This window comes from Providencia sp. AGC89 (genome assembly GCF_053543535.1).
The window spans coordinates 23,987-48,675 of sequence record NZ_JBIXLP010000072.1 but is presented as its reverse complement, the minus strand read 5'-3'; the positions used below and the strand labels follow the sequence as shown (position 1 = coordinate 48,675).

22 protein-coding genes are annotated in these 24,689 nt (G+C 39.1%); 11 read left to right on the top strand and 11 right to left on the bottom strand.

The window, feature by feature from the left end; all coding sequences use genetic code 11:
• Nucleotides 1-43 precede the first annotated feature (43 nt).
• Both hpt and cueO read right to left on the bottom strand, forming a co-directional pair.
• Nucleotides 44-580, bottom strand: a complete 537-nt coding sequence (gene hpt, locus ACIPUA_RS16390) for a hypoxanthine phosphoribosyltransferase (protein WP_042848219.1) — start codon at nt 578-580, stop codon at nt 44-46.
• Nucleotides 581-707: 127 nt separating this feature from the next.
• Entirely contained in the window at nt 708-2,342 is a 1,635-nt protein-coding gene (gene cueO / locus ACIPUA_RS16385) for a multicopper oxidase CueO (protein ID WP_042848220.1), read from the bottom strand.
• A 240-nt stretch (nt 2,343-2,582) separates the two neighbouring features.
• Between cueO and ACIPUA_RS16380 the strand changes: the two genes are divergently transcribed.
• Entirely contained in the window at nt 2,583-2,930 is a 348-nt protein-coding gene (locus tag ACIPUA_RS16380; protein WP_042848221.1) for a YacC family pilotin-like protein, read from the top strand.
• Nucleotides 2,931-3,034: 104 nt separating this feature from the next.
• Here the strand turns inward: ACIPUA_RS16380 and ACIPUA_RS16375 are convergent, their stop codons facing one another.
• Nucleotides 3,035-4,075: an AbrB family transcriptional regulator gene (locus ACIPUA_RS16375; RefSeq protein ID WP_042848222.1), complete on the bottom strand. Its 1,041-nt coding sequence runs from the start codon at nt 4,073-4,075 to the stop codon at nt 3,035-3,037.
• Nucleotides 4,076-4,260: 185 nt separating this feature from the next.
• Nucleotides 4,261-4,887, bottom strand: a complete 627-nt coding sequence (locus ACIPUA_RS16370) for a TetR/AcrR family transcriptional regulator (RefSeq protein WP_042848223.1) — start codon at nt 4,885-4,887, stop codon at nt 4,261-4,263.
• 380 nt (nt 4,888-5,267) lie between these two features.
• On the opposite strand from ACIPUA_RS16370, the gene ACIPUA_RS16365 reads away from it, so the two are divergent.
• Entirely contained in the window at nt 5,268-6,488 is a 1,221-nt protein-coding gene (locus tag ACIPUA_RS16365; protein ID WP_042848224.1) for a Tm-1-like ATP-binding domain-containing protein, read from the top strand.
• Nucleotides 6,489-6,500: 12 nt separating this feature from the next.
• A complete protein-coding gene (locus ACIPUA_RS16360; RefSeq protein WP_042848226.1) occupies nt 6,501-7,328 on the top strand; it encodes a phosphoenolpyruvate hydrolase family protein in 828 nt (275 codons plus the stop codon).
• Between the two features lie 56 nt (nt 7,329-7,384).
• Here the strand turns inward: ACIPUA_RS16360 and ACIPUA_RS16355 are convergent, their stop codons facing one another.
• The 3 genes from ACIPUA_RS16355 to ACIPUA_RS16345 form a co-directional block, all read right to left on the bottom strand.
• The gene (locus ACIPUA_RS16355) at nt 7,385-8,080 is read right to left on the bottom strand and encodes a hypothetical protein (RefSeq protein ID WP_048608106.1); all 696 of its coding nucleotides are present in this window, start codon (nt 8,078-8,080) and stop codon (nt 7,385-7,387) included.
• A 4-nt stretch (nt 8,081-8,084) separates the two neighbouring features.
• Nucleotides 8,085-8,822, bottom strand: coding sequence for a hypothetical protein (locus tag ACIPUA_RS16350; protein ID WP_042848231.1), 738 nt, complete (start codon nt 8,820-8,822; stop codon nt 8,085-8,087).
• Nucleotides 8,823-8,998: 176 nt separating this feature from the next.
• The gene (locus tag ACIPUA_RS16345; protein ID WP_042848233.1) at nt 8,999-9,895 is read right to left on the bottom strand and encodes a diaminopimelate dehydrogenase; all 897 of its coding nucleotides are present in this window, start codon (nt 9,893-9,895) and stop codon (nt 8,999-9,001) included.
• A 197-nt stretch (nt 9,896-10,092) separates the two neighbouring features.
• Between ACIPUA_RS16345 and ACIPUA_RS16340 the strand changes: the two genes are divergently transcribed.
• Together ACIPUA_RS16340 and ACIPUA_RS16335 are read left to right on the top strand one after the other, a co-directional pair.
• Nucleotides 10,093-11,439, top strand: coding sequence for an MATE family efflux transporter (locus ACIPUA_RS16340; protein ID WP_042848235.1), 1,347 nt, complete (start codon nt 10,093-10,095; stop codon nt 11,437-11,439).
• A 210-nt stretch (nt 11,440-11,649) separates the two neighbouring features.
• Nucleotides 11,650-12,969, top strand: coding sequence for an L-cysteine desulfidase family protein (locus ACIPUA_RS16335; RefSeq protein ID WP_449059876.1), 1,320 nt, complete (start codon nt 11,650-11,652; stop codon nt 12,967-12,969).
• A 106-nt stretch (nt 12,970-13,075) separates the two neighbouring features.
• Here the strand turns inward: ACIPUA_RS16335 and yjiA are convergent, their stop codons facing one another.
• The 4 genes from yjiA to ACIPUA_RS16315 all read right to left on the bottom strand — a co-directional run bounded on the left by yjiA (nt 13,076) and on the right by ACIPUA_RS16315 (nt 17,414).
• The gene (gene yjiA / locus ACIPUA_RS16330) at nt 13,076-14,038 is read right to left on the bottom strand and encodes a GTPase (RefSeq protein WP_048608108.1); all 963 of its coding nucleotides are present in this window, start codon (nt 14,036-14,038) and stop codon (nt 13,076-13,078) included.
• A gap of 36 nt (nt 14,039-14,074) precedes the next feature.
• Nucleotides 14,075-14,278 carry a YbdD/YjiX family protein gene (locus tag ACIPUA_RS16325; protein ID WP_042848243.1) on the bottom strand — a complete coding sequence of 68 codons (204 nt, stop codon included), beginning with the start codon at nt 14,276-14,278 and terminating at the stop codon, nt 14,075-14,077.
• A 102-nt stretch (nt 14,279-14,380) separates the two neighbouring features.
• The gene (locus ACIPUA_RS16320; protein WP_042848244.1) at nt 14,381-16,534 is read right to left on the bottom strand and encodes a carbon starvation CstA family protein; all 2,154 of its coding nucleotides are present in this window, start codon (nt 16,532-16,534) and stop codon (nt 14,381-14,383) included.
• A gap of 430 nt (nt 16,535-16,964) precedes the next feature.
• Complete coding sequence (locus ACIPUA_RS16315; RefSeq protein WP_042848245.1) at nt 16,965-17,414, bottom strand: hypothetical protein; 450 nt, start codon at nt 17,412-17,414, stop codon at nt 16,965-16,967.
• Between the two features lie 862 nt (nt 17,415-18,276).
• On the opposite strand from ACIPUA_RS16315, the gene ACIPUA_RS16310 reads away from it, so the two are divergent.
• The 6 genes from ACIPUA_RS16310 to ACIPUA_RS16285 all read left to right on the top strand — a co-directional run bounded on the left by ACIPUA_RS16310 (nt 18,277) and on the right by ACIPUA_RS16285 (nt 24,567).
• Nucleotides 18,277-18,822 carry a fimbrial protein gene (locus tag ACIPUA_RS16310; protein WP_071548542.1) on the top strand — a complete coding sequence of 182 codons (546 nt, stop codon included), beginning with the start codon at nt 18,277-18,279 and terminating at the stop codon, nt 18,820-18,822.
• A 77-nt stretch (nt 18,823-18,899) separates the two neighbouring features.
• Nucleotides 18,900-19,574: a fimbrial biogenesis chaperone gene (locus tag ACIPUA_RS16305; RefSeq protein ID WP_048609192.1), complete on the top strand. Its 675-nt coding sequence runs from the start codon at nt 18,900-18,902 to the stop codon at nt 19,572-19,574.
• Nucleotides 19,549-20,112: a hypothetical protein gene (locus tag ACIPUA_RS16300; protein WP_449059875.1), complete on the top strand. Its 564-nt coding sequence runs from the start codon at nt 19,549-19,551 to the stop codon at nt 20,110-20,112. Before ACIPUA_RS16305 ends, ACIPUA_RS16300 begins: the two co-directional genes overlap by 26 nt.
• Before the next feature lie 5 nt (nt 20,113-20,117).
• A complete protein-coding gene (locus ACIPUA_RS16295) occupies nt 20,118-20,663 on the top strand; it encodes a fimbrial protein (protein ID WP_042848885.1) in 546 nt (181 codons plus the stop codon).
• 335 nt (nt 20,664-20,998) lie between these two features.
• Nucleotides 20,999-23,554 carry a fimbria/pilus outer membrane usher protein gene (locus ACIPUA_RS16290; RefSeq protein WP_449059874.1) on the top strand — a complete coding sequence of 852 codons (2,556 nt, stop codon included), beginning with the start codon at nt 20,999-21,001 and terminating at the stop codon, nt 23,552-23,554.
• Between the two features lie 272 nt (nt 23,555-23,826).
• Entirely contained in the window at nt 23,827-24,567 is a 741-nt protein-coding gene (locus tag ACIPUA_RS16285; protein WP_042843313.1) for a MurR/RpiR family transcriptional regulator, read from the top strand.
• Nucleotides 24,568-24,689 lie beyond the last annotated feature (122 nt).

Here is a 24,689-nt window from a genome sequence, read left to right as displayed (position 1 = left end):
AGGACAGCATTGCTGTCCTTTTTAGTTATTCGTTGTTTATACCTTAATCTTCAAGTAAGGTTACATGACCAATATAAGGTAAATGACGGTACTGTTGAGCGTAATCGATACCATAACCAACCACAAATTTGTCTTCAATTGAATAGCCAATCCACTCGACAGGGACATCCACTTCTCGACGTGAAGGCTTATCAAGTAATGTACAAATTGCGACTGATTTAGGGCCACGTAATTCGAAAATCTCACGGACTTTATTTAAGGTATTGCCTGAATCGATAATATCTTCCACGATCAAGACATGTTTGTCACGAATATCTTCATCCAAATCTTTGACAATTTTCACATCACGACTCGATGTCATTGCATTGCCATAACTTGAAACAGTCATAAAATCGACTTCATGGGGAACATTAATTTTACGGCACAAATCAGCCATAAAAATAAAGGAACCTTTTAGCAGACCAACAAGGACTAACTCACCATCAACTTGTTGATAATGAGTGCTAATTTTATCTGCTAATTCACTGATTCGTTGTGCAATCTCTTCTTCAGAGATCATGACTTCAAGGGTATGTTTCATCTTCAATTACGCATCTATGGAAATGGAAAGCGCGTAATTTTAGCATAGGCAGAACCTAGATACTAATAAAGGAAAATGCAGTACTAAAATTTAGTACTGCATTTTGTCCTAAAAATTAGGATATCGCTTAACTTACAGTAAAGCCCATCATCATGCCGGTGTCTTCATGCTCAAGTAGATGACAGTGAGCCATAAAAGGATGCTGCTGTGTTGCAGGGTGATTAAATTCCACCAAAATTTCACTCACTTGCCCTTCAACTTTAACGATGTCTTTCCAACCTTGCCGGTGTGGCGCTACCGCTTGGCCATTTTCTTTCAAAATACGAAAACGCGTTCCATGCACATGGAATGGGTGTAACATCATGTCACCACGCCCTGAAACAACCCAAATCTCTTGCTTACCTATTGGGGCATTAAATGCAGGATGCGTCATTGAGAAAACTTGTCCATTAATAGTATTTGCATTGTGAATGTCTAAATCACCTGAATTAGTTCCACAATGGCCTCCATTTCCCATCCCACCACGTTTATTTCCTTGTCCCATGTTCCCATGGTTCATTTCTCCATTATTCATCATCGCCCCATGACCCATATTTCCCATCATAGCGCCATGTCCGCCCATATTGCCCATCGCTTGCGGACCATATTTTTCACGTAACATCATCATACCTTGCATATCCAAACGCATATCCATCATTAAATGGAACCGGCGGCGATTTAAACCAGCAAGAGAAGGGATAGCCGGTATTGCAGCAAGCGTTGAAGGCAGTTTTCCTTCACTCGGTGTTAATGTTGTTTCGATACGTAAAACAGGTAATGGCTGGTCAAAAGGTGCGATAGTCATACCCATTTGCCCAACAGGTAAGGTCACAAGATCAAAAGCGCGACCATCTGAAGCATCAATAAGTACTTCGAAGCGTTCACCCATTAAAATAGGTAATTCAGTTAGAGCAACTGGCTCAGCGAGTAAACCGCCATCACTGGCAACAACATACATTTTACGCCCATCACTGGTCGAAATATTTAAGCTACGAGCATTACAGCCATTCAGTAATCTCAAGCGTAGCCAGCCTTTAGGTGCCACATGTTTTGGATAAACAGCCCCGTTAGTTAGCATCATATCGCCAAACCAACCCACCGCAGCACTCATCACATCGAGTTGATAATCAATCTGACCATCATCTTTTAAACGTTTATCTTGTAAAATAACAGGAATATCATCCACTCCCCAAGAACTTGGCAGCCCCTGCTTGGTGCTATCATCGTCTTTAATTATCACTAAGCCCGCTAACCCCATCGCCACTTGGTGGCCTGTTTTTCCATGAGTATGAGGATGGAACCAGCAAGTTGCTTCGCTTTGATTAACCGTAAAATTGACTTTACGGCTTGCTCCTGGTTGGATAATCGCTTGCGGACCACCATCTTGTTCACCTGAGATTTCTAAACCATGCCAATGAACAGTGGTTTCTTCCGGTAGCTGGTTAATAATATTCACATTCACACTTTGCCCGTTTTTCAAACTAACCGCAGGCCCCAGTAAATTTCCGTTATAGCCCCATGTTGTCGTTTTCTTTCCAGGGACAAATTGAGAAACACCTTGCTGAATTGCTAACTGAATATTTCCCTGCTCATCAGGCTCTAGTAATGGCGGAATAGCAAGAGTTGGGTAATTTTCGGCTGCGACCGCGATGCGGCTCCAAATAGGCAGCGCACTTGCAGCGTATGTGATAGCACTTAACTTAAGAAAATCGCGACGTAGCATTGATAACCTTCCTTTTGTTTATCAAATAAATAATCATTATCAGAGTAATTTATGGCAAATTACCCTTTCTATGCAAAACATGGTTTAATAAAGGAATGATAAAGCCTCCCCTTACAGGAAGGTCAATAAATCCACTCTATAATTGTGGGTTTATTACATGGATTTAAGAAAAATATAGTTGACTAACAATTCTATTCTTATGCTAACGTAACTTGACATAGAAAACAGATAGAATAACGAATGCGCAAATTTATATTGATGTCATGCCTGATGACTCTGTTAGGGATAACCAATTCTTCCAGAGCACTTTCTAACAATGAAGCTGAAGATCTCGCTGATCTGACGGCTGTTTTCATTTATCTAAAATATGACTGTGGGTACTCCCAAATCCCTGACAGGGAAATCGAACGGGCTATTGTTTACTTCGCTAAAAGTAATAAATGGGATCTGAGCAATTATAATTCTGAAAAAATGACCGTTCTCAATAAAGAAAGTTATAAAGACTTAAAAGGAATACCACTGACAACCGAGTTTAAATGCCAATCACTTGCTCGGGATTCCCTCGGCCTTTTTGCTTACGTTAAATAACCCTAAAATGAATTAATACAGGTTGTTTAAAACCAAGTATAACAAAAGAAAGAAAACACACCCGTACCTTTTCTGTCTGTTTTCTTTCTTTTTACCACGCTACATTAACCTTGCCTTTTAGCCTTTTTTTCCTGCCAAAATAAAGCAATCGATGGAATACTTTGGATAATAACCATTCTGATAATATGGTTTGACATAACAAAGCCAGCATCAAGGTTCATCGTAATCGCAGCAAAGGTCATTGCTTCCATACTACCTGGAGCCCAAGCCAGTAAGAGTACAGAAATATCATAACCCGTTACCCAAGAGGCAAATACAGTAATCAGGAAAGTTAATGCGATATTAATGATAACCACTTGTGCAGAGGAGTAAATATTTTTAATCAATGAGGAAAGTGGGAAAACAATAAAATGATTACCAATGTTCATCCCAATTAATACCATACTCAGTTCAGTTAACATCAATGGGAAACTTAATGGGATATCTAGAAAACTTTGAATCAACGTTGCTGCAGCTAATGACGTTAGCATAAAAGGGGCTGGAACCCTTAAACGCTGCAAAATAAGCCCTGCCCCCAAACCAACCGCTATAATCACCAATAACCATAGCGTTGAGGTTAAAGTTAGTACTGGTAATTCTATGATAGGTTGCGGATCACCATCACTACCTACAACAATCCCTGCTAATAGAATCAGGATAATTAAGCGAATTGTATGTGAAATAACAATTTTTTGTGGTGGCGTATGGGTATGGTCAGTTAAGGCTAAAATAGCGGCCATTGCCCCAGGCACTGAGCCAAGCATTGCTTCTTGTTTCGTCCAACCAACTTTTCGATAAAACCAAAAAAAACTAAATGAAAATTGTACCGCTAAACATACAACTAACATTAATAATAAAAGAAATAAATTATCTGCCTCATTAAGGGAAACCTGATTAAACATCAAGCCAACAGAAGTCCCTAAGGTAACTTGAACGAAAGTAATCGTATGCTTAGGTACAGCAAAAGAAACACCAAAACGATGAAAAATAATAACAGCGATAATCGGCCCAAACATAAGTGCAAGTGGGATACCTAGGTAAGTAAGCCCACCGCCGATCAATGAACAGATGGCAATCCCACCTATCATTTTCAATAACTTCATCATATGGCATTAACCGTTCAGATTATTTATAGCCTTAGTTTATATCATATTAACGATGCCATATGGGGCTAGTATCGATTTAATTATCACCATAGTAATTATTCACTACTAATTGATTATTTATCAGACTTTGATTTTATCTTTTTGACTTCAGTCGATAAAAACCAGTTAAGTCCGTTAACGAATATTTACTTATTCGCATTATCTGCAACGGCTTGGTTCATGATCGCTTTTGCCATCCACTGCGCTAATTCGGTGACTTGGGAATCTTCCATTTTCCAAATATCTTTCAACACTAAAAATATTTCAGAGCCGTAAATAACAGAAAAAGCACGGATCACTTTATCAATAATTTCTTGCGGAAATTCTGATTTCATTGGTGACGTCACCATCGTTAGGATATCTTTACGGTTACCTCTTTCCAGCCGTTTGTCTTTTATACTGAGTGGGGTAGACCGACCTTGAGCCCATTGTTGTAATGATGCTTGTAACGCCGCTCGCAATACTCCTTCATGTTCAAACATTCGAGGAAAAGCATATGTTAATAGCTCATCAATGCGCTCTTCCGTTTTTACGCTTTGTGGGCGCCAAGTTAAAATAGGCCCTAAACTCTCATTAACTACTGCGGTAATTAAATCAGTTTGTGTTGGAAAGTATCGATATGCAGTTGCACGAGAAACTCCTGCTTCTAAAGCGAGTTCCGAAACAGAAGGCATAGCTCCCTTTTCAAATAAATCTAAAGCCGTAGTGACCAATAGTACATAGGTACGTTTTCGAGTGCCCTTATATTGTAGTTCTGAATTAATCTTCGGCATTATTTACCCTTAAAATACTGTTTCTTACCACAAGTTTAGTCAATGTCACTAATAAAGCACAACAACAAGCAAGTAACCATCTCTATTAAAAAGATGAATTTACGCTGTCACCTCGAGCTTTTCCCTGCTCTCCATAAAACAAATTATCATTCATGATAAATTATACTGTAACTTTGTATTACCAACCTAATCATTGATTCACCATCATAAAAAACAATTACTAATATTTATCAATAAGATATAGATACTAACAACTATTTACCTCTACAACAAACCTAAAAATGAGACGATAGTCTCATTTTACATTTATCCAAAATGATACTATAGTCTCATTGTGATGGGAAATTCAACGACCCGCTTCTATCTGAAAGGATTTTTCAATGAAAAAAAATCAGGGTTTTATCTATGTTGCAACAACACTTGATACCAAAAGCGCTGAAGTTTTTTATGTCAGTGAATTAATAAAAAGTGCCGGATTAGCTGTGCGTACTGTTGACCTGACAACACAAAAGACTCAATTAGAAAAAAATGCAGATGTCAGTGCAAGTACTGTAGCAAGTTTTCACCCTCTTGGTGCAAACGCCGTATTCTGTGGCGATAGAGGTAAAGCAATAGAAGCGATGGCACAAGCCTTTAGCTTATATCTTTCAGCCCAAACAGATGTAGCTGCAATTCTTGGTTTAGGCGGCTCAGGCGGTACTGCGCTAATCACACCAGCAATGCAAGTATTACCCGTTGGTATTCCTAAGCTCATGGTATCCACTATGGCCTCAGGAGATATTTCTGGCTATATCGGAGCCAGTGATATTTCTATGATGTACTCCGTAACAGATGTATCAGGATTAAATGTAATTTCCCGTAAGGTATTAAAAAATGCCGCGAACCAAATCGCTGGGGCTGTTTGGTTTGATCAAGACACCGAAGAAAACATTGATTTGAAACCAGCAATTGCCTTAACTATGTTTGGTGTCACCACCCCATGTGTTCAGCAATTAACCGCGCAATTAGAAGAACAATATGACTGCCTTGTATTCCATGCAACGGGCAGTGGCGGTAAAGCGATGGAAAAACTGATTGATAGTAAGCTACTTCATTCCGTATTAGATATCACGACGACTGAGGTTTGTGATTACCTTTTTGGCGGCGTGTTAGCCTGTGATGAAGATCGTTTTGGCGCTATCGAACGCACTCAGACACCTTGCGTTATGTCCTGTGGCGCTTTGGATATGGTCAATTTTGGCCGCCCTTCTACGGTTCCCGAACATTACCAAGACCGCTTATTTTATCATCATAATGCCCAAGTCACATTGATGAGAACAACAAAAGAAGAAAACCAACAGATGGGCCGCTGGATCGCCGAAAAATTAAATCGTTGTGAGGGAGAGATCCGTTTTATTGTTCCAACAGCAGGGTTTTCAGCATTAGATATCGATGGGGCTCCTTTCTGGGACCCAATTGCTGACCAAGCCTTTATTGATGCGCTCAATGAAAATTTAATTAAAACAGAAAAAAGACAGCTTATTTTGAGTCCTTATCACATTAACTCCCAAGAGTTTTGTGAGCAGGTTATTCAACTACACCAGGATATTTTGAACAAATAATAGAGGTTAATTATGAAACATAACCGCGCAGATTTATTAAAAAAATTCAGAGCAATGATTGCTCGTGGCGAACCAATTATCGGCGGTGGTGCTGGTACGGGTCTATCTGCTAAGTGTGAAGAGGCTGGCGGTATTGATTTAATTGTTATTTATAATTCAGGCCGTTACCGTATGGCGGGTCGTGGGTCACTCGCAGGCTTACTCGCTTACGGCAATGCCAATGAAATTGTCATGGATATGGCAAAAGAAGTATTACCAGTAGTTAAGCACACCCCTGTTCTTGCTGGTGTAAACGGTACTGACCCATTCTGCCAATTTGATAAGTTTTTAGATGACATCAAAACAACAGGCTTTGCGGGCGTACAAAACTTCCCAACAGTTGGCTTAATCGATGGTAATTTCCGTGCTAATTTGGAAGAAACGGGAATGGGTTATGACCTAGAAGTCGATATGATCCGTATGGCACATGAAAAAGACCTCCTGACAACGCCATACGTATTTAGCGCTGAAGATGCTGTAGCGATGACTGAAGCAGGCGCTGATATCATCGTGCCACACATGGGGCTAACAACAGGTGGTAATATTGGTGCAGAAACCGCACTGACACTGAAAGATTGTGTGCCACTAATCAATGAATGGGCTAAAGCCGCTAAAGCAGTACGTGATGATGTTATTGTGCTTTGTCACGGTGGCCCTATCGCAACACCTGAAGATGCCGAATATATTTTAGCAAACTGCCCTGACTGCCATGGTTTTTATGGCGCAAGTTCAATGGAACGTTTGCCTACCGAAGTCGCACTCACAAAGACTACACAGCAATTTAAAACAATAACACGTTAATTTTTATTATTTTTTTGTTTTGCCAACACCAGGCGCCTATTTCGATAGGCGCTTTTTTATTTTTTATGCCGTTTTAAAAAACGCCACAACACCCAAAGCAGAGAAGTAGAATAGTACAAAACGCCAAATTGAATAATGATTAATGGGTTTTCTGTCATGCCTGTCATTTTTAACATGCCATAATAATTATTCTCTTCAAGGTATTGCTCAGTGAGCCCCCCTTGGGGTAAATAATGCGTTAGAAATACAGCAATGATAAAACACGCAACATAATGGCGTAATTTTGCAAGCCCTTCATCGAAGGCATTAAAATTATCAAATTGGCTCCCTTGTTGGCGTCCAATGATAATTCGATTAATTAACGTAGCAGCGTAAATATAAAGAATAGCAGAAGAATTAATCTGTGTTGTATGAAAAATATAGGCCACACCGCCTAAAATAGCAGCCACAAAAACAAAGAAAAAACCACGTTGTAACACTGCCATCATCGTGCCCATATGCACTAAAATAAATTCGAACAGCAGAATCAACACCATATTGTAAACAACTTCAACCCCCGACCAATCGGGGAAAAACCATAAAGACAATAAAAAACCGATATAAAAAATAGTTAAGCCGTGATCCACTAACTCAGGTAAAAAACTCATCATTCCTTGCTGTTTGTCTGATGCAACAAAATGACGTTTCCCTTTCGCTGTAAATGATGTCGAGCGTTTATTGGCATGTTTTCTATTTCTGATCTTCCTTGCCACAATATTACTTCTCTTTTTTTTGGTAAATAGAGTGCCCTTTACACAAAAAATGCATTAGGCAGGCCATAAATAACGGCATTCCAAAGTAAAGAACACCAAAAGCAAAAGCCACATGAGGTTTTTCTGGAAATTCACCGCCTGAAGAAATACTGGAATAATAATCAATGGACCTTAAATACTCTGGCGTTAATCCACCATAAGGAACAAGAAAAGACAAAATAATTACAAAGAAAATACAAAACATGAAATTTAATGCCATCAAAGCCGAATAGCCCATATTTTCTCCGCGTTCTTGTTCTGTACGACTACTGATACCAAAAAGCATTCGGTTCGCCACAGTAGCACTATACAAGTATAAGATTAGCGGAGAGTCACCTAATACTGCCATATTAATTGCTAATGCAAATAAACCATATAGCAACGCAAATAGCATTAATATCCGCCAATCACGAAATACCGCCATAAATACACCGGAGTGAACTAAAATAAATTCAAAGATCAGGATCAGCGTTAGGTTATAGATAATTTCCACCGTGTAATACTCAGGAAAAAACCACACTGATAAAATAAAGCCAACATAGAAAAGAGAGAAACCATAATTAATTAGCTTTGAAAAAACGCGAATAAGACTAAAAGAATGTGAACTTTCTTGCACACTTTTTACTGCTGGTTCTTTTGGGAAAAAACCTTGGTTTTTATTTGTTTTGGTTTCCACTTGTCCATTCCCTGACGACTTCGCCATTATCTTACTCCGTTTTCAACAATATATTTTTTCTTTATAAGCTACTTGATAATACAAATAATAAACAGTGCCTTAAATCTGAATAACAAATTTAGCGTAAGAACAACTGTAATAAATTAAGACAAGATGACATGGAATGAACCTCCATGCCATTAATGAAAAATTACCTATTGTGATTAAACCAATTTGGCAATTAATGTATCTAAGTCACCTTGCAGGAAATTCACTGGTGGGATTTCAATCACAGTATAAGCACCCGCAGCTTGCTTCATGGTAGCTCGAGCAGCAGAAACCATAAACTGTGAGGTTAACGCCGGGTTATTAATGCGCATTGAGTATTCAAATAACTGATTATGTGTTGCCCCTGAAACCCCTTTGTGGGTCATATGAACGCCATGACCAACATCTTTTAGTGCATCAATACTATCGACTTGGCGAATATGCGTCTCATCTGATGAAAAATAACTATCCGCTTTAATGGCTTGAGCCACATCATCAAACTTTGCACCCGCTTCAAGTTCAATGTATACCATGCGGCGGTGAACCCCTGTTCCCAACGGAATAGTCACAGATAGAGCATCTTTTACCCCATCAATGGCTTTGGCTGCCACACTGTGCCCCATGCTCATACCGGGACCAAAGTTAGTATAAGTCACACCTTTTGGCGCCATAGCTAACATTAAAGTACGCATGATAGAATCTGAGCCGGGGTCCCAGCCAGCAGAGACAACCGCCACACTATTATGCTGTTTAGCCACGTCATCTAAACGATGTTTTAACGCCACAATATCTGAGTGAACATCAAAGCTATCAACAGTATTAATCCCCTTGGCCAGTATTTTTTCTGCTAATGGCGCGATCGCACGCGTTGGCGAACACAGTAGAGCAACATCTACCTTCCCTAGCTTTTCAATATCATCAACCACTTTATAAGCGGAAAGTTCAGCAGGAATATCTTGTGTATTACGACGCACGATGCCAACCAGCTCAAAATCTTCAGCGGCTAGAACAGCTTCTAGTGCATAGCGACCAATATTGCCATAGCCCACTATTGCTGCTTTAATTTTTGTCATTTTTACTCCTATACAGTTCTGATGTTGCTTATTAATTAATTTATAGCGAAATTAAATCTAACAGAATAAGTAAAAGTAAACAAAACATTAGCTTTATTCAGATGGAAGCATTTTAACCCTATTTTCATTGTTGGAATCCATGTAGAATTAGCGGTTCAGAATACTTTCCCAAATACTTATGAATATAAAGGTTCTCAATGCATCAATCCGATGTGACTGAGCGATCACTCTTTTCGCTCAGCTGGCCAATTTTTATCGATATTTTTCTCCATTTGGCCACTTTATTAATTAATACCTATATGGTCAGCCACGTTTCTACTGCCTATTTAGCTGCAATGGGTGTAGGTAACCAAGTGTTTGACCTTTTTATTACTATTTTTAACTTTATTAGTGTGGGGTGCAGTGTTGTTATTGCTCAATATTTAGGGGCTGGACGCCGTGAAAAGGCAAGCCAAGCGATCCATATTTCTATCGCATTTAACTTTATTCTTGGCTTTTCTAGTGCCCTCGTCGCTTTATTTTTTGGTTACAGTATTTTAACCATTATGAATATGCCATCACATTTGATGGCTGACGGTTATACTTATTTACGTATTTTAGGTATTTGCTTAATACCTGAAGCTATTTCCATTATTTTAGCCGCATGCTTGCGGGTTTATGGAAAGGCTCAGCCAGCCATGTGGGTTACATTGATTGCCAACGTAATTACTGTTTTTGGAAATATTATTGTACTTTATGGTTTCTTTGGCTTACCTCAATACGGTCTTGAAGGCGTTGCATGGTCGACAGTTGTCGGTCGTGTTGTTGCCGTGATCCTACTCTTTTGCCTGCTGTTTTATGGCCTACGTATCAAATTTGTGCCGATAATGTTGGTCCACTGGTCACGTAAAATGCTGGGCAAAATCTTGCATATTGGTCTCCCCTCTGCAGGGGAAAACCTTGTCTGGATCCTACACTTTATGACGGCTTCTGCCTTTATTGGTTTAATGGGCGAAACCTCACTAGCAGCGCAGACACTCTATTTTCAATTATCCTTATTTATCATGCTATTTGGTATTTCTATCAGTATTGGTAATGAAATTATGGTTGGTCACCTTGTTGGTGCAAAACGTTTTGAAGATGCCTTTAATCGGGGAGTGAAAAGCCTCAAGATGGGGTTCTACGTCACTATTGGTGTGGTGATCGCCTTTTGGTTATTACGTGACCCTATCCTAAATAACATTACTGATGACCAAGGTATTATTGAACTACTATTGCCACTGTTCTTACTGTCTGTCTTTTTAGAACCAGGTAGGACCATTAATATTGTGATGGTGAATGCATTACGCGCATCAGGAGATGCCCGTTTTCCACTATGCACTGCAATTATCTTTATGTGGGGTGTCGCCATTCCGTTAGGTTATTTCTTAGGCATTAAAATGGAAATGGGCTTACTCGGTATTTGGCTCGGTTTCTTCGCCGATGAATGGTTACGTGGTTTAACCAATGCATGGCGCTGGCGTTCACGCAAATGGCAAAGCAAACGCCTAGACCTTGAAAGTTAGTAACCTACTATGATCACTTTGTCTTGCTCATTTTTAAGCAGCAGGGCAAAGTGACCGAGTTCAACATTGGGAAAATTTATTCTTTATAAATTAAATTAGGGAAAATTTTTCTCTTTGCATCTTATATCCCCCCAAACATAGCGAAGTTTTTCTCCAGCTTGTTGTTTAAAATAACAAAATCAAAAAAGATTTTATTAAGGGGGACTTGCCATGCATGCTCAATCACAACCATTACTTTGGCAATATTTTATCAATGCGGTAAAACAAGAAGTCAAACCAGCCTTAGGTTGTACTGAGCCAATTTCATTGGCATATGCAGCCGCTAAAGCGGCGTCCCTCCTTGATGGGCAAGTTATTCGTGTTTGTGCCTTTGTTTCACCAAACTTAATGAAAAATGGTATGGGTGTCACCGTTCCTGGAACCGGTATGGTGGGTTTGCCTATCGCAGCAGCATTAGGCGCCATTGGTGGTGATGCAGAAGCGGGTTTAGAAGTTCTAAAATCCGCATCAGCGCAGGCCATTGCACTAAGTAAAACGATGTTAGAACAAGGAGCTATCACCGTTGATATTAAACATCCATGCAATGACGTTATATATTCAGAAGCAACGGTGTATACACAAACGGGTTCAGCTACCGTTATTATTGCGGGTTCTCACACAAATATCGTTAAAATCATTCATAACCAGCAAATATGCTTCGATGCTACATTAAACAAACCTCAATCCGATGATGCTGCTGACTGTGCAGCAGATGTTGCCCTTCCCCCTGTCACCGCGAAGTCAGTTTATCAATTTGCGACCCAAGCACCACTGGAAGATATTCGTTTCATCTTAGAAGCCGCACATTTAAATGAAGCGTTATCTCAAGAAGGGCTACGTAATGTCTATGGTTTACATATTGGTAAAACACTGCAAACTCAACGTGACCGTGGCTTGCTGTCAAAAGATCTAATGTCAGAAATTATGATCCGCACCTCCGCTGCCTCTGATGCGCGAATGGGAGGGGCCGTTTTACCCGCGATGAGCAACTCAGGTTCGGGTAACCAAGGTATTGCCGCAACCATGCCTGTTGTTGTCACCGCCGATTATTTACAGTCCTCTGAGGAGCAACTGGCTCGTGCATTAATGTTGTCGCACCTAATAGCAATTTACATCCATAATCAACTCCCAGCCCTGTCGGCGCTATGTGCAGCAACTACCGCTGCAATGGGTGCTGCCGCGGGGATAGCCTGGTTATTAGAATCCCGCTATGAAGTTGTCGCTATGGCAATTTCTAGCATGATTGGCGATGTCAGTGGGATGATTTGCGACGGTGCATCAAACAGTTGTGCAATGAAAGTTTCCACGAGTGCAAGTGCAGCCTATAAAGCCGTACTCATGGCGTTAGATAATAGCTGTGTCAAAGGGTCTGATGGGATTGTTTCTGACGATGTTGACCAATCTATCGCTAATTTATGCTCACTTGCTGCTGGTTCAATGAAATATACGGATGTGCAAATCATTGAGATTATGGCTGCTAAAGCACGTTAACTCTTCGTCTTGAACGCTGATGGTACCTTAAAATTCATTGCTCCCCATCAGCGCTAATGACTTTTCGTTGAAATAAACCGCTTTAAATCCGTTTTTCAGCCATGCTTTATTTGGCTTCTAATGCCGCAAATTTTTCACGGATCATCGCTTCAGGAAGGTCGATGCCAATAAAGACTAACACACTGCTACGTTGTTCACCCTCTTCCCAATCTCTATCCCAATCTGCACTATAAAGACGCTGAACCCCTTGAAATAAGAGCCGCTTAGGTTCATCCTTAATGGATAAAATACCTTTATACCGCAATAGATTATCAGCAAAACTGAGCAACAAATCTTCCATCACTTGGGAAACTTCCATCAGTTCAACAGGGTAATCAAATTCAAGTACAATCGACCCCACCTCGTTTTGTTGTTTAGGTGCAAAACGGAAAGTAGGTTGTTTCACATTCAGTGTTGAATCGAGTAAAAAACCTTCAATATCTAATAATAAATTTAAATTGATGTCCCCATGAATAACAGGGTAAATCGGAGCTCTCGCATTGATCCGTTGTAGGCGTTCAATTAAAGCTTCAGTATTCGGCTCAATATCTGTTTTGGTGAGTAAAATGCGGTCAGCATAACCAATTTGCGCTTGAGCAATAGCAAAATCATTCAGTTGTTTCTCTGCATGAACGGCATCCACTAAAGTAATAATACCATCTAACAAATAACGTTCACACAATACCTCATGGGAAAAAAACGTCTGAGTAATTGGCCCTGGATCTGCCATGCCAGTACATTCAATCACTAAACGGTCAAAGTCTAATTTCCCACTATCCAACCCATCTAATAGGTCTAATAATGCATTTTCTAATTCATTGGAACGACTGCAACAAATACATCCATTACTTAATGTGGTAATTTGTGTCGCTCGATCGCCAATTAATGCATTATCAATAGGCACTTCGCCAAATTCATTTTCAATCACCGCTATTTTATGGCCATGCTCTGTATGAAGAATATGACTAAGGAGTGTCGTTTTACCTGCACCGAGAAAACCGGTTAAAATTGTGACATTAATTGGTTTCATTATTACCCCCACCGCATTCATTTACCGAAGTAATCATTAACAGCAGCGAAACCCGCCTTTGCCACTGCCACCATATCGTGCATCCTGCCTTTCACGAAAAAACTCGTTATACGTCATCACCGGTTTATCGGAATGATTATCTTTCATATGCTGCACATAAGTATCATAGTCAGGGATACCGATTAACATACGCGCAGCTTGCCCAAGGTACTTACCTGTTTTGCCGAGGTTTCCAAACATCAGCCTCTCCAATGTAAATGCCCTACATTATGAATACACAATGTAGGGCGACCTTTCAGTTGCCGAGTACCTTTCGGTAACTCAGCATGATTGAAGGGTGACTTAATGTGAAGATGAAACTTTCACGCCCTCTTTCGGTACAGGAACATAAGGTGTTTCTTTATCTGTACGCTGCGGATTTTTGTGTGCTTTCATCCCGACGCGGATACCATAGAAAATGATACCGTAAACAACCACTAAGAATAGAACACTCAAGCCAGCATTGGTGTAGTTATTAATAATAATGTGATTCATATTAGTAATTTCTTGTGCCGTTAATTCCGCACCACCCGCTGCAATCTTATCTTTATAAGATTTAGCTAAATACATGAAGCCTTCTAATTGTGGATTATCACTGAATAGTTTCAGACCTAGCGCCCAAGTAGTACAGATTAATAACCATACTGCTGGTAATACGGTAACCATTATATATTTACTGCGCTTCATCTTAATCAGAACAACTGTACTTAAGACTAATGCAACCGCAGCTAACATCTGGTTGGAGATACCGAACAATGGCCATAAGCTCTTAACACCACCCAGAGGGTCAACAACACCTTGATACAGTAAGTAACCCCATAGACCAACACACCCTGCGGTACCGATAATACCCGCAACCAATGAGTCCGTTTTCTTCAGGAATGGAACAAAGTTACCTAACAAATCTTGCAGCATAAAGCGGCCAGAACGAGTTCCTGCATCAAGTGCAGTTAAGATAAACAGCGCTTCAAACAAGATCCCAAAGTGATACCAGAAGCCCATATTTGCCGCTGGCATAATTTCATGGAATACAAATGCAATACCGACAGCTAAAGTTGGCGCACCACCCGCACGGTTCAAAACAGACGGCTCACCAATATCTTTCGCCGTTTGCATAATTTGTTCAGGTGAAATTACGAAGCCCCAAGAGCTGACTGTTGCCGCCGCATGAACAGAAACATCTTTCAGTTGAGCCATAATAGCTGCGCCGTCAGGCCCACCGAGTTCGTGCAAGTTAGGCATTGTAATACCTAAAGCCGCTGGCGGTGTATTCATAGCAAAATACAGACCAGGCTCGATAATTGAAGCAGCAACCAGCGCCATAACAGCAACGAAAGATTCCATTAACATGGCACCATAACCGATATAGCGCGCATCTTTTTCGTTTGCTAATAATTTCGGAGTTGTTCCCGAAGAAATTAATGCGTGGAAACCAGATACGGCACCACATGCAATGGTAATGAACAAGAATGGGAATAATGTCCCTTTCCAAACTGGGCCAGTTCCATCAACGAATTGTGTTACTGCTGGCATTTTCAGTTCAGGGTTAAGAATAACAATACCGATGGCTAAACCCACGATGACCCCAATTTTTAAGAAGGTCGCTAAATAGTCACGTGGCGCTAAAATTAACCAAACAGGTAATAATGCAGAAATGAATGCATAGCCAACTAATGCGTAGGTAATAGTTGTATCTTTAAAGGTCAGTGCAGGTCCCCAATATGGGTCATGAGCAATCACCCCACCGAACCAGATTGATGCGACAAGTAATACAATACCAATAACCGAAACTTCACCCACACGTCCCGGCCGGATATATCGCATATATATCCCCATAAACAATGCGATTGGTACTGTAGAACAAACAGTGAATACCCCCCATGGACTTTCCGCTAGAGCTTTCACCACAATCAATGCTAATACAGCAAGAATAATGATCATAATAAGGAAGCAACCAAAAAGTGCTAGAGTACCTGGGATTGGCCCCAACTCTTCCTTAACGATCTCCCCTAATGATGCCCCATTACGGCGTGAAGAAATAAACAACACCATAAAGTCTTGCACCGCGCCCGCAAGCACAACCCCGGCCAATAACCATAACGTACCGGGTAAATAACCAACTTGAGCAGCAAGCACCGGTCCAACTAATGGCCCCGCCCCTGCAATTGCAGCAAAGTGGTGACCAAAAAGAACGTTTTTATTTGTTGGTACATAATTTAATCCATCATTATTAATGACGGCGGGTGTTGCACGAGTTTCATCCAACTTCATCACTTTTTTAGCGATGTATAAACTGTAATATCGATATGCAATGAGATAGACCGCTACAGAAGCAACAACTATCCATAGCGCACTGATGTGCTCGCCACGTCTAAGCGCGACTACACCTAAACAGACTGCACCAATAATTCCAAGGATCATCCACGGAATATGCTTTAAAATGCCATTTTTGTTCATAGAACACCCTTCTGAGGTAAAACGAACATGCCTTTGATTTTGTATTTACCATCAGTGAAAAATGGATAACTATTTATTGCTAGCGTGTCATTCATCACTGATGATTTTTTATTGGCAGTGGTTGAACGGTAAAAATAAAAATGAGTTCTGCCATGGGGTCTATGGTAATAAATTATACGCCGTCATTGTTTAAAGTTATGCTAAGCGGTGTTATACAGACTTAAGCGGTTTATTTTTTGCTGTGAATGGTTTTTAGGGGGGTTAAACAAGATAAAAACTGTGATCTAAATAACAATTACAATTAGTTTTCAATTAGTTAATTACTATAAATTAATTAACTAAAATGAGTATTATTGTAAATAAATGGCAAATAAAACGTAAAAACAGCCAATCATTCGTAATTAATGTGTTTAAATATCAAAACACGTTACTAGTGAGTAATTGTTGTCCATTTACCACCTGCCCACCAACTGTGCTCGCCATCCGTTTGTGTTTCACAACCAATACCGACTTTCGCTTTCCCACCTTTAAAAGGGTAAGCACAATCATAAATAGCATCGAATACAATTTTCCCTGTGACTTCGTCTGCAAAACCTATTTTGTTCCCTTTACGAAACCGATATAACCCCTCTTGAGGTTCATCAGGCCAATTATCAAAATAATAAAGTTGATAAACCTCATCCCCCTTCTTATCGACCACAACTAACCCCTTATTCGGTAGTTTGCGTAAGCAATATTGAAAATAAGATTGGTTGTCAAAACACTGAATATTGTCTTTCTCACCAGAAACCCATAAACGAAATTGTTCATCAAGGCCTTGCCCAACAGACAAAAAAGAGACAAAAACTAATGAAAGAACACTTATAAAATAATGCATCATGGTTTTCCCTTGTTTTAAGTCAGCCTGTATCAATTGTTCTTTATGATAATCAGACACTATCGCTTAGTGATTTCACTTATACACTAGATACTATAACGAGTATCTCCCCGTGTGAAACTCAGAATAAACAGAAATAGCAAATTTTTATAAGAATAATCCCAGAGAAAAAATAGAAAAACATTGTTTTCACATTTCCCTCTATTTCGATGAGGCTAACAACTATCTTCTTTTAATTAATGGTGTTCTATGTAAGTTACCAAAAAAATGATCAAGATTAATTTAAGTGTTAATAGAAAATAAATAATAGGCATTTTTATCACACCTCGTAGTTATTCGTAACATTTAGCCTGCATACGCATCTTGTGTGTTATTTTTAGCGACAAATTGTGTGTAAATGTTAATTTCAACATTTATGTCTGAATTAACATGTTAATTAAATTATTTTTAGAATATATAACTGAATCACAACTCGAAATATTAGTTAAGCTACATATAAAAAACATAACCTATTGATATTAACTGAAAATAACAATTTGAAAACTATTTAAAAACCCTAAAAATGGATTTTTCACCAGTTTGACAACCTATATGAGTAGAATTAATATTATCCACGAACTCTGGTAGACAAGAGTTAATTAAATAGACATGAAGATATTTTAAAGTTAAGTTTTTACTTATAAGCTAGTTTAATTTTTATTAAATGGCCGAATAAATATATTTATTTGTTTGGGTTTAATAATGAGATAAATCATATTAAATCTACATTAATAAAATAAAAACTTAATCTGTAATTCTAAAATTTATATACCCATTAATTTAATCTTTAAATTAAGACGTTCTCACATACTTAGGAATGATTATTATGAAATTGAATAAACTTGCTTTAGTTGGTGCATTCGCGGTTGCTACTCTTTCTTCTCAAGCTTTTGCTGCACAAGATGCAACTGTTAACTTTAATGCACGTTTAGTTGCTGCAACTTGTGATATCAGCGCTTCTAAAGATTTAGTTAGCTTAGGTACACACTCAACTGAAAACCTAGACACTACTAAAGCATTATCTGAAGCAAACTTTAACTTAGTTTTAAATAACTGTACTAAAGTTTATGACGATTCTACAAACCAAACTGCTGATGCAACGACTGTTTCTATCTTAGCAACTGGTGAAGCATTAACTGGTCACTCAGATATGTTTGCTGACGCTCAAGCATCACAAATCGGTGTTAAATTAGCTGCTGGTAAAGCAAAAACTGAAGTTAAACCTAACATCGCAACTGAAATTACTGACCTGAAAGTAACGGGTAAAAATGACTACGTCATCCCAGTTGTTGCTGGTCTGTACGCAACGGCTTCTGATGCTGTCGCACAAAACTTAAATGTGCCAGTAACATTCAGCGTAGCATACGACTAATCACCGTCGTGCGTTAATTTAGCTAGTAAAGCAGGCAGTGATTTATTGCTGCCTGCAAATTATAAGAGAAAAAAAGAATGCTAAAATTAAAATCCTTACTTTTTATCTTATTTGCTTTTTCGTTTTCTTCTCAAGCGGGTGTCGGTTTAAGTCAAACGCGTATTGTTATTGATGAAGCAACAAACTCTGCTGCAATTACTGCACGAAATGAAGACAGTAAATCGTATTTAGTCGCCAGTTTTATTACACAAAAATTAGACAGCAAAACACCTTCTGAAGGTTACTTTGTCATTACACCTTCTATTTTTAAATTAGCGCCAAAACAACGTAATATTATTAAAATAAAAGCGCTCACACACAAGTTTCCAAAAGATCGTGAAAGTATGTATTACTTTCACTCAAGAAATGTCCCTGAATCCGATAAAGCGGATGGGGTAAAAGTCGGGTTAGAAAGTGTTATTAAAATTTTCTATCGACCGGCTAATCTGCCGATGCAGCAAGAAGAAGCATTTAAAGGCATCAAAACTAAAAGTACCTCCAATGGCGTTAAGGTAGTCAATAACTCGCCTTACTATATCAATTTGGCTGGTTTATCTGTTAATAACAAAGCGATTAAGCTTAATAAACAAAATAATGTTATTGCCCCATTTGCTGAAATGAACTTTGTTTCTCAATCAAAAGTGGGCGCTGTTAAGTGGGCTGTTATCAACGACCTTGGAGGATACAATGAATATCATGGGACTGTTGAGTAAAGGGATATTAGCGCTAAGTGTCATTGTATTCTCAGGCTCAATTATTGCTCAGAATGGGCAAATACAGTTCAAAACCAAAATCATAAAAGGAACTTGTGAGTTTGATGATAACAGTGAGTTAGATAAATATATTGATTTTAATAAAAGTGGAATGCTAACAGCATCTGATGTTGACAAAAGCCCAATTAATCAACCGATAAAAACTGAAAGTTTTTCTTATACCATTACTTGTCAGAATTTCCCGGCAGGTACTGAAAAAAAAATTAAAATAAAATCTAAATCGGCCGCATCAACAACATTTAATAATGGTATTTTTTTTGGATTAGCAGATACAACTAAAACGGGTTTTTTACTTGAATCCTGCGACAATAACAACCAAAATTGTCAGGCGGTGAAAGATGAAGGGATTTCCACATTTCCTTCCACAACCAGCGATTCAATTGTTGTGAATTACCAAGTTAGCCTTGTCAAACGAGAGAATAACGTTAAGCCAGGCGATGCTAATGCTGCGGTTACTTTTGAATATTATCAGGATTAAGAGCCATGAAAAAAATAAAACAGGGGTTACTGACTTTTTTAATGCTCCTCATGCATTACCCCGTGATGGCGGCAGATGATTACAAGGTAGAATACCAATTTTCTGTTTTATTTTTAGCTAAAACCTGTGAAATTGATGTCCCAAATGAAATTATATTTGGTAATGCATCTGGTGTCACAACCGTCAGTGAAATTAAAAAGGATACAGTGGCAAAGAATTTCTCGATTGGTTTAAGAAATTGTACTACGACGGATCAAAAAACGGCGGCGGTTTATTTAGCATCAGGTAATACATTAAATGGCAGCAAAAACTTCTTCAATGATGACCCAAATGGTGTCATTGGTGTTCAGTTATTAGAAGGAAATCGGGTTATTGATGTTAATCAGAGCTCATTATTAAAGCCAGATGCAGCCTCAATAATTTGGGATAATATTCAAAGTGTCAGTGAAACAAAAATGGTGACAGCCAAATTACGTTGCGCTGAAAGCAATTGTAACCCTAGCGATGGTGATTTCTCTGCAACATTAACTATTGGCTATTATGCCGATTGATATATAGATAATATTTATTGAACATAACCATTTATAATTATATTTCATTATAAATTTCCATTAAAAAATAATCTTGTTATTGATAATAAATTAAAATAGAAAATAGATTTCAACTCGCTATTAATTTCTATTTTAAATATCTATATCGCCTTAAATCGATTAAATAAACAAAAAACTATTTAGCGAAACAAATGAAGTTCACTCGCAAACTGGAAAAATCGAATGGCGATTTACCGATGAAAATTTAATGGAGTTACCTCCTCAATCCATAGAATAAACATCGATTGAAACATAAATAACAAGAATAAATAACGAAAGGTGATGCAGTGAAAGGGATGAAAATAAAATTAATTGCATTAGAGGTCTTTATTTGTTGCTATGCAATGGCCCCCTCTTTTATGCATGCCGAATCGTATTTTGACCCCGGCCTATTAATGCACGGCAGTGGGATAGACGTTTCTCAACTCGATTTAAATGACTTTGCGGATAACAATACATTAACGCCCGGCGTCTATGACGTGGTCGTTAATGTTAACATGATCCCGTCAGGGGAATTTAATCTCGCATTTGAAAAACAGCAAGATGGTCATGTTGCCCCTGTCTTTACAGTCGGCGAACTGAAAAAACTGGGTGTTAATACGGCATCTCTGCCCAAGTTAAGAGATTTGAGTGAAGACACGAAGATTGAAAACTTATCCAGTTACATTGCCGATGCTGCCATCACCTTTGATGTACAAACGCTGACGGTGAATTTATCCGTACCTCAAATTGCCATGGTGCCAAACTTTGCTGGCTATGTACCGCCTGAATTACGCGATGATGGTGTTACCGCGTTAGTGATGGACTATGTCTTTAACTACAGTAATAACCGCCAACTGGGCAAATATCACCAAAAAGCAGGTACCAGTGATTCTCTGTTTAGTAATATCAATGCAGGGATTAACATGGGGCCATGGCGCCTAAGAACGAGCTATTTATATAACTACAGTAAAAGCAGTGGGGCTTCCAGCACAAGTGACTCCAACTTTTCCAATACTTATATCTATCGCACCATTAATGCGATTAAATCAACGCTAAAAGCCGGGGAAATCTCGACCGGTGGGAATATTTTTGACGCCATTCCTATGAAAGGCGCCACGCTAAAATCAAACCCTCAGCTTGACCCTAGCAGCATGCAAGGGTTTGCACCTATAGTGGAAGGGGTGGCGAACACCAATGCGACTGTCACTGTGCGCCAGAACGGCAGTGTGGTCTACCAAACTTTTGTGGCGCCAGGGCGTTTTATTATTCGTGACATCCCTGCCAGCGGCTTAGCCGGGGATATGGAAGTCACGGTTGAAGAAGAAAACGGCAAACAAACCGTTTTCACTCAGGCTTATTCCTCGCTGCCAATGATGGAGCGCCAAGGCGCTTATAATTATGAAATTTCCGCGGGTCGCTACAATGGCGGAATTGCCGTGGACTCTGAGCGGAAAAACTTTACGCTTGGTTCCTTCAGCATCGGGCTACCACATAACATTACCACTTATGGTGGGGTGTTAGTTTCTAATGGGTATAACTCCTTTGTGGGTGGGGTCGGCTTATCGTTGGGTGTATTAGGGGCGTTATCTACCGATATTACCCACTCGGATGCTCGGTTTTCAGGGAAAAGCCTCAAAGGGCAATCCTATCGTATCCGTTACTCAAAAAGTTTGTTGTCAACGGGGACCTCATTTGACTTAACGGCATTACGTTATACCTCTGAGAACTTCTATTCGTTCTCAGATTACAATAATGCCGGTTATGCGATTAAAGATGACTTAGCGCCTTGGACGGGAGCGCGTCAACGTTATAGTTTCCAAACCTCAATTAACCAATCTTTTGACTCTTATGGTTCCCTTTCTTTAAGAGCGTCAAAAAATACTTATTGGGGCGGCCAAAACTCAAATACCTCGGTTGGGGTGTCTTATAACAATAACTATAAAGGGGTTTCTTATAGTCTCAGTTATATGGTTGACCGCGTGAAGAGCTATAACAATACTTGGCCTGAGAACCGCGTGGTTTCCTTTGATGTGTCTGTGCCGCTCAGCTTATTAACGAACAGTGAAATGGCACAAACCATGAGCGCGCGTTATGGGGTCAGTGTAGATCAGCACGGTGAAACTCGTCATCAAGCAGGGTTAACTGGTAGCGCGATGAAGAGTCGCTTTAGTTATGGTATCTACCAGAACTATGACAGTTACAATAACAACTACGGGGGAAGCCTGAATGGGACTTACTCCGCGAATAACGCAACATTATCAGCCGGTTACAGCTATTCAGATATGAGCCGCTCAATGAACGGTACCCTAAGTGGCGGTGTAGTTGCGCATTCAGATGGGATCACATTGTCGCCAAACGTGGGGGATACGATTGCGATTATCACCGCAGAGGGGGCAAAAGGGGCGTCATTATCCTCTGGCGCGCAATTTGACCGCTTTGGGAATGCCATTATTCCTCAGTTATCCAGTAACACGGCTAACCAAATTGCGGTTAATGTGAACACATTACCGGATGATACGACCTTTAAAGACACCTCGATGATGGTATATCCAACGGAAGGGGCGGTTATTAAGCGTAAGTTTAAAACCAAAATTGGTTATCAAGCGATTATTAATCTGAAAGCTACGGGGAAAATCCCACCTTTTGGGGCGATCGCGACGTTAGTATCAGAAGACGATGAAAACGATATCAATACCGGAATTGTGGGTTCAAATGGCCAACTTTACATGAGTGGGTTACCAAATACTGGTCGTATTAACGTTAAATGGGGTGGTCAATCGGGTCAGTGTACCATTAACTATTCTGCATTAGACACGATTGCAGTTACTGCAGATTCGCCAGTAAGAACTTTAACGGCGGAATGCCAGTAGTCAGACGGGCTAAAAAGACACATTATTATTTATTTTTTACCTATTTTTTGCTTATGTTCATTCATCGATACTAAGCAAAAGATAGGTAATTTTTTTGCTTTCATTAAATTGTCGGGCTAACTCACAAAAAACTCTCTTTAACTCCCCCATCGCACTATGATCTATCGTATAATCGGCGGATTGAGCACCTACATTGATTTAATGTGACTGACTAAAGTTATTTTTAGGTCAATAATATGATGGGTTAACTCATCACATTGATAGGAGGGGGTATGCTAGATTTTTTGAAAAATTACGATAATTTAACCATTAGCGAAAAGAAAGTATTAAAATATCTTACAGATAATATAGCGGATATCCCTTATTTAAATATCAATGAATTAGTTGCTAAAACCTTTGTATCAAAAACGGTAATTATTAATTTATCCCAAAAATTAGGGTTTAGTGGGTTCAAAGAGCTTAAGTTTCAAATTAACAACTCTATTTTAGAACAAAATAAAATAGAAAAAGTAAATATATCATCGTATAAAAAACAGTTAGAAAAGAATATTAATAAGAGCTTTACCTTAATAAATGAAGAACAAATTAAGGATTGCGCTAAGATTCTGCATGGCTCTAGAAATATTTTTATTGTTGCAAGAGGGACAAGCAAAGCGGTTGGCTACTACCTTGAGCATTTACTTTTTGCACTCGGTTTACACTGCTTTTTTATCAATGACTACAATCTTTCTGATTCCTTCACTCGGTTAGTCAGCAAAGATGATACCGTGATATTTATTTCTTTATCTGGTGGGACTAAAAAAATTATTGAAACGGCTAAAATTGTTCAGTTAAAAGGGGCGAATATCATTAGTATGACTGCATTTAATACGAATGAGTTAACCACCTATACTGATAACTCGCTTTTCTGCTTTGCTGATAGTTATGACACTAAGCGCGATGACACAAAATCGAGAATTGGTTTTTTTATTCTCGTCGATTTACTGATTAATGAACTAGAAAGCTTACTTTAGTTACTGCTCCACTTAGTTTTAATTTTCACTTAACACGCTTTTAAAAAGTGTCGTTTCAAAATGACCTAGGTCATAAATCATGACCTAAGATAATCTTTAAAACCGAGACATCATTTCTTTTA

Excerpts from the sequence above, each read along its gene's own strand:
- ACIPUA_RS16340 (WP_042848235.1), top strand. The coding sequence starts at position 10,093 with ATGCATCAATCCGATGTGACTGAGCGATCACTCTTTTCGCTCAGCTGG.
- ACIPUA_RS16320 (WP_042848244.1), bottom strand. The coding sequence starts at position 16,534 with ATGAACAAAAATGGCATTTTAAAGCATATTCCGTGGATGATCCTTGGA.
- hpt (WP_042848219.1), bottom strand. The coding sequence starts at position 580 with ATGAAACATACCCTTGAAGTCATGATCTCTGAAGAAGAGATTGCACAA.
- ACIPUA_RS16380 (WP_042848221.1), top strand. The coding sequence starts at position 2,583 with ATGCGCAAATTTATATTGATGTCATGCCTGATGACTCTGTTAGGGATA.
- ACIPUA_RS16305 (WP_048609192.1), top strand. The coding sequence starts at position 18,900 with ATGCTAAAATTAAAATCCTTACTTTTTATCTTATTTGCTTTTTCGTTT.
- ACIPUA_RS16350 (WP_042848231.1), bottom strand. The coding sequence starts at position 8,822 with ATGGCGAAGTCGTCAGGGAATGGACAAGTGGAAACCAAAACAAATAAA.
- ACIPUA_RS16285 (WP_042843313.1), top strand. The coding sequence starts at position 23,827 with ATGCTAGATTTTTTGAAAAATTACGATAATTTAACCATTAGCGAAAAG.
- ACIPUA_RS16300 (WP_449059875.1), top strand. The coding sequence starts at position 19,549 with ATGAATATCATGGGACTGTTGAGTAAAGGGATATTAGCGCTAAGTGTC.
- ACIPUA_RS16375 (WP_042848222.1), bottom strand. The coding sequence starts at position 4,075 with ATGATGAAGTTATTGAAAATGATAGGTGGGATTGCCATCTGTTCATTG.
- ACIPUA_RS16345 (WP_042848233.1), bottom strand. The coding sequence starts at position 9,895 with ATGACAAAAATTAAAGCAGCAATAGTGGGCTATGGCAATATTGGTCGC.
- ACIPUA_RS16310 (WP_071548542.1), top strand. The coding sequence starts at position 18,277 with ATGAAATTGAATAAACTTGCTTTAGTTGGTGCATTCGCGGTTGCTACT.
- ACIPUA_RS16315 (WP_042848245.1), bottom strand. The coding sequence starts at position 17,414 with ATGATGCATTATTTTATAAGTGTTCTTTCATTAGTTTTTGTCTCTTTT.
- ACIPUA_RS16370 (WP_042848223.1), bottom strand. The coding sequence starts at position 4,887 with ATGCCGAAGATTAATTCAGAACTACAATATAAGGGCACTCGAAAACGT.
- ACIPUA_RS16335 (WP_449059876.1), top strand. The coding sequence starts at position 11,650 with ATGCATGCTCAATCACAACCATTACTTTGGCAATATTTTATCAATGCG.
- ACIPUA_RS16290 (WP_449059874.1), top strand. The coding sequence starts at position 20,999 with ATGAAAATAAAATTAATTGCATTAGAGGTCTTTATTTGTTGCTATGCA.
- yjiA (WP_048608108.1), bottom strand. The coding sequence starts at position 14,038 with ATGAAACCAATTAATGTCACAATTTTAACCGGTTTTCTCGGTGCAGGT.
- cueO (WP_042848220.1), bottom strand. The coding sequence starts at position 2,342 with ATGCTACGTCGCGATTTTCTTAAGTTAAGTGCTATCACATACGCTGCA.
- ACIPUA_RS16325 (WP_042848243.1), bottom strand. The coding sequence starts at position 14,278 with ATGTTTGGAAACCTCGGCAAAACAGGTAAGTACCTTGGGCAAGCTGCG.
- ACIPUA_RS16365 (WP_042848224.1), top strand. The coding sequence starts at position 5,268 with ATGAAAAAAAATCAGGGTTTTATCTATGTTGCAACAACACTTGATACC.
- ACIPUA_RS16360 (WP_042848226.1), top strand. The coding sequence starts at position 6,501 with ATGAAACATAACCGCGCAGATTTATTAAAAAAATTCAGAGCAATGATT.
- ACIPUA_RS16295 (WP_042848885.1), top strand. The coding sequence starts at position 20,118 with ATGAAAAAAATAAAACAGGGGTTACTGACTTTTTTAATGCTCCTCATG.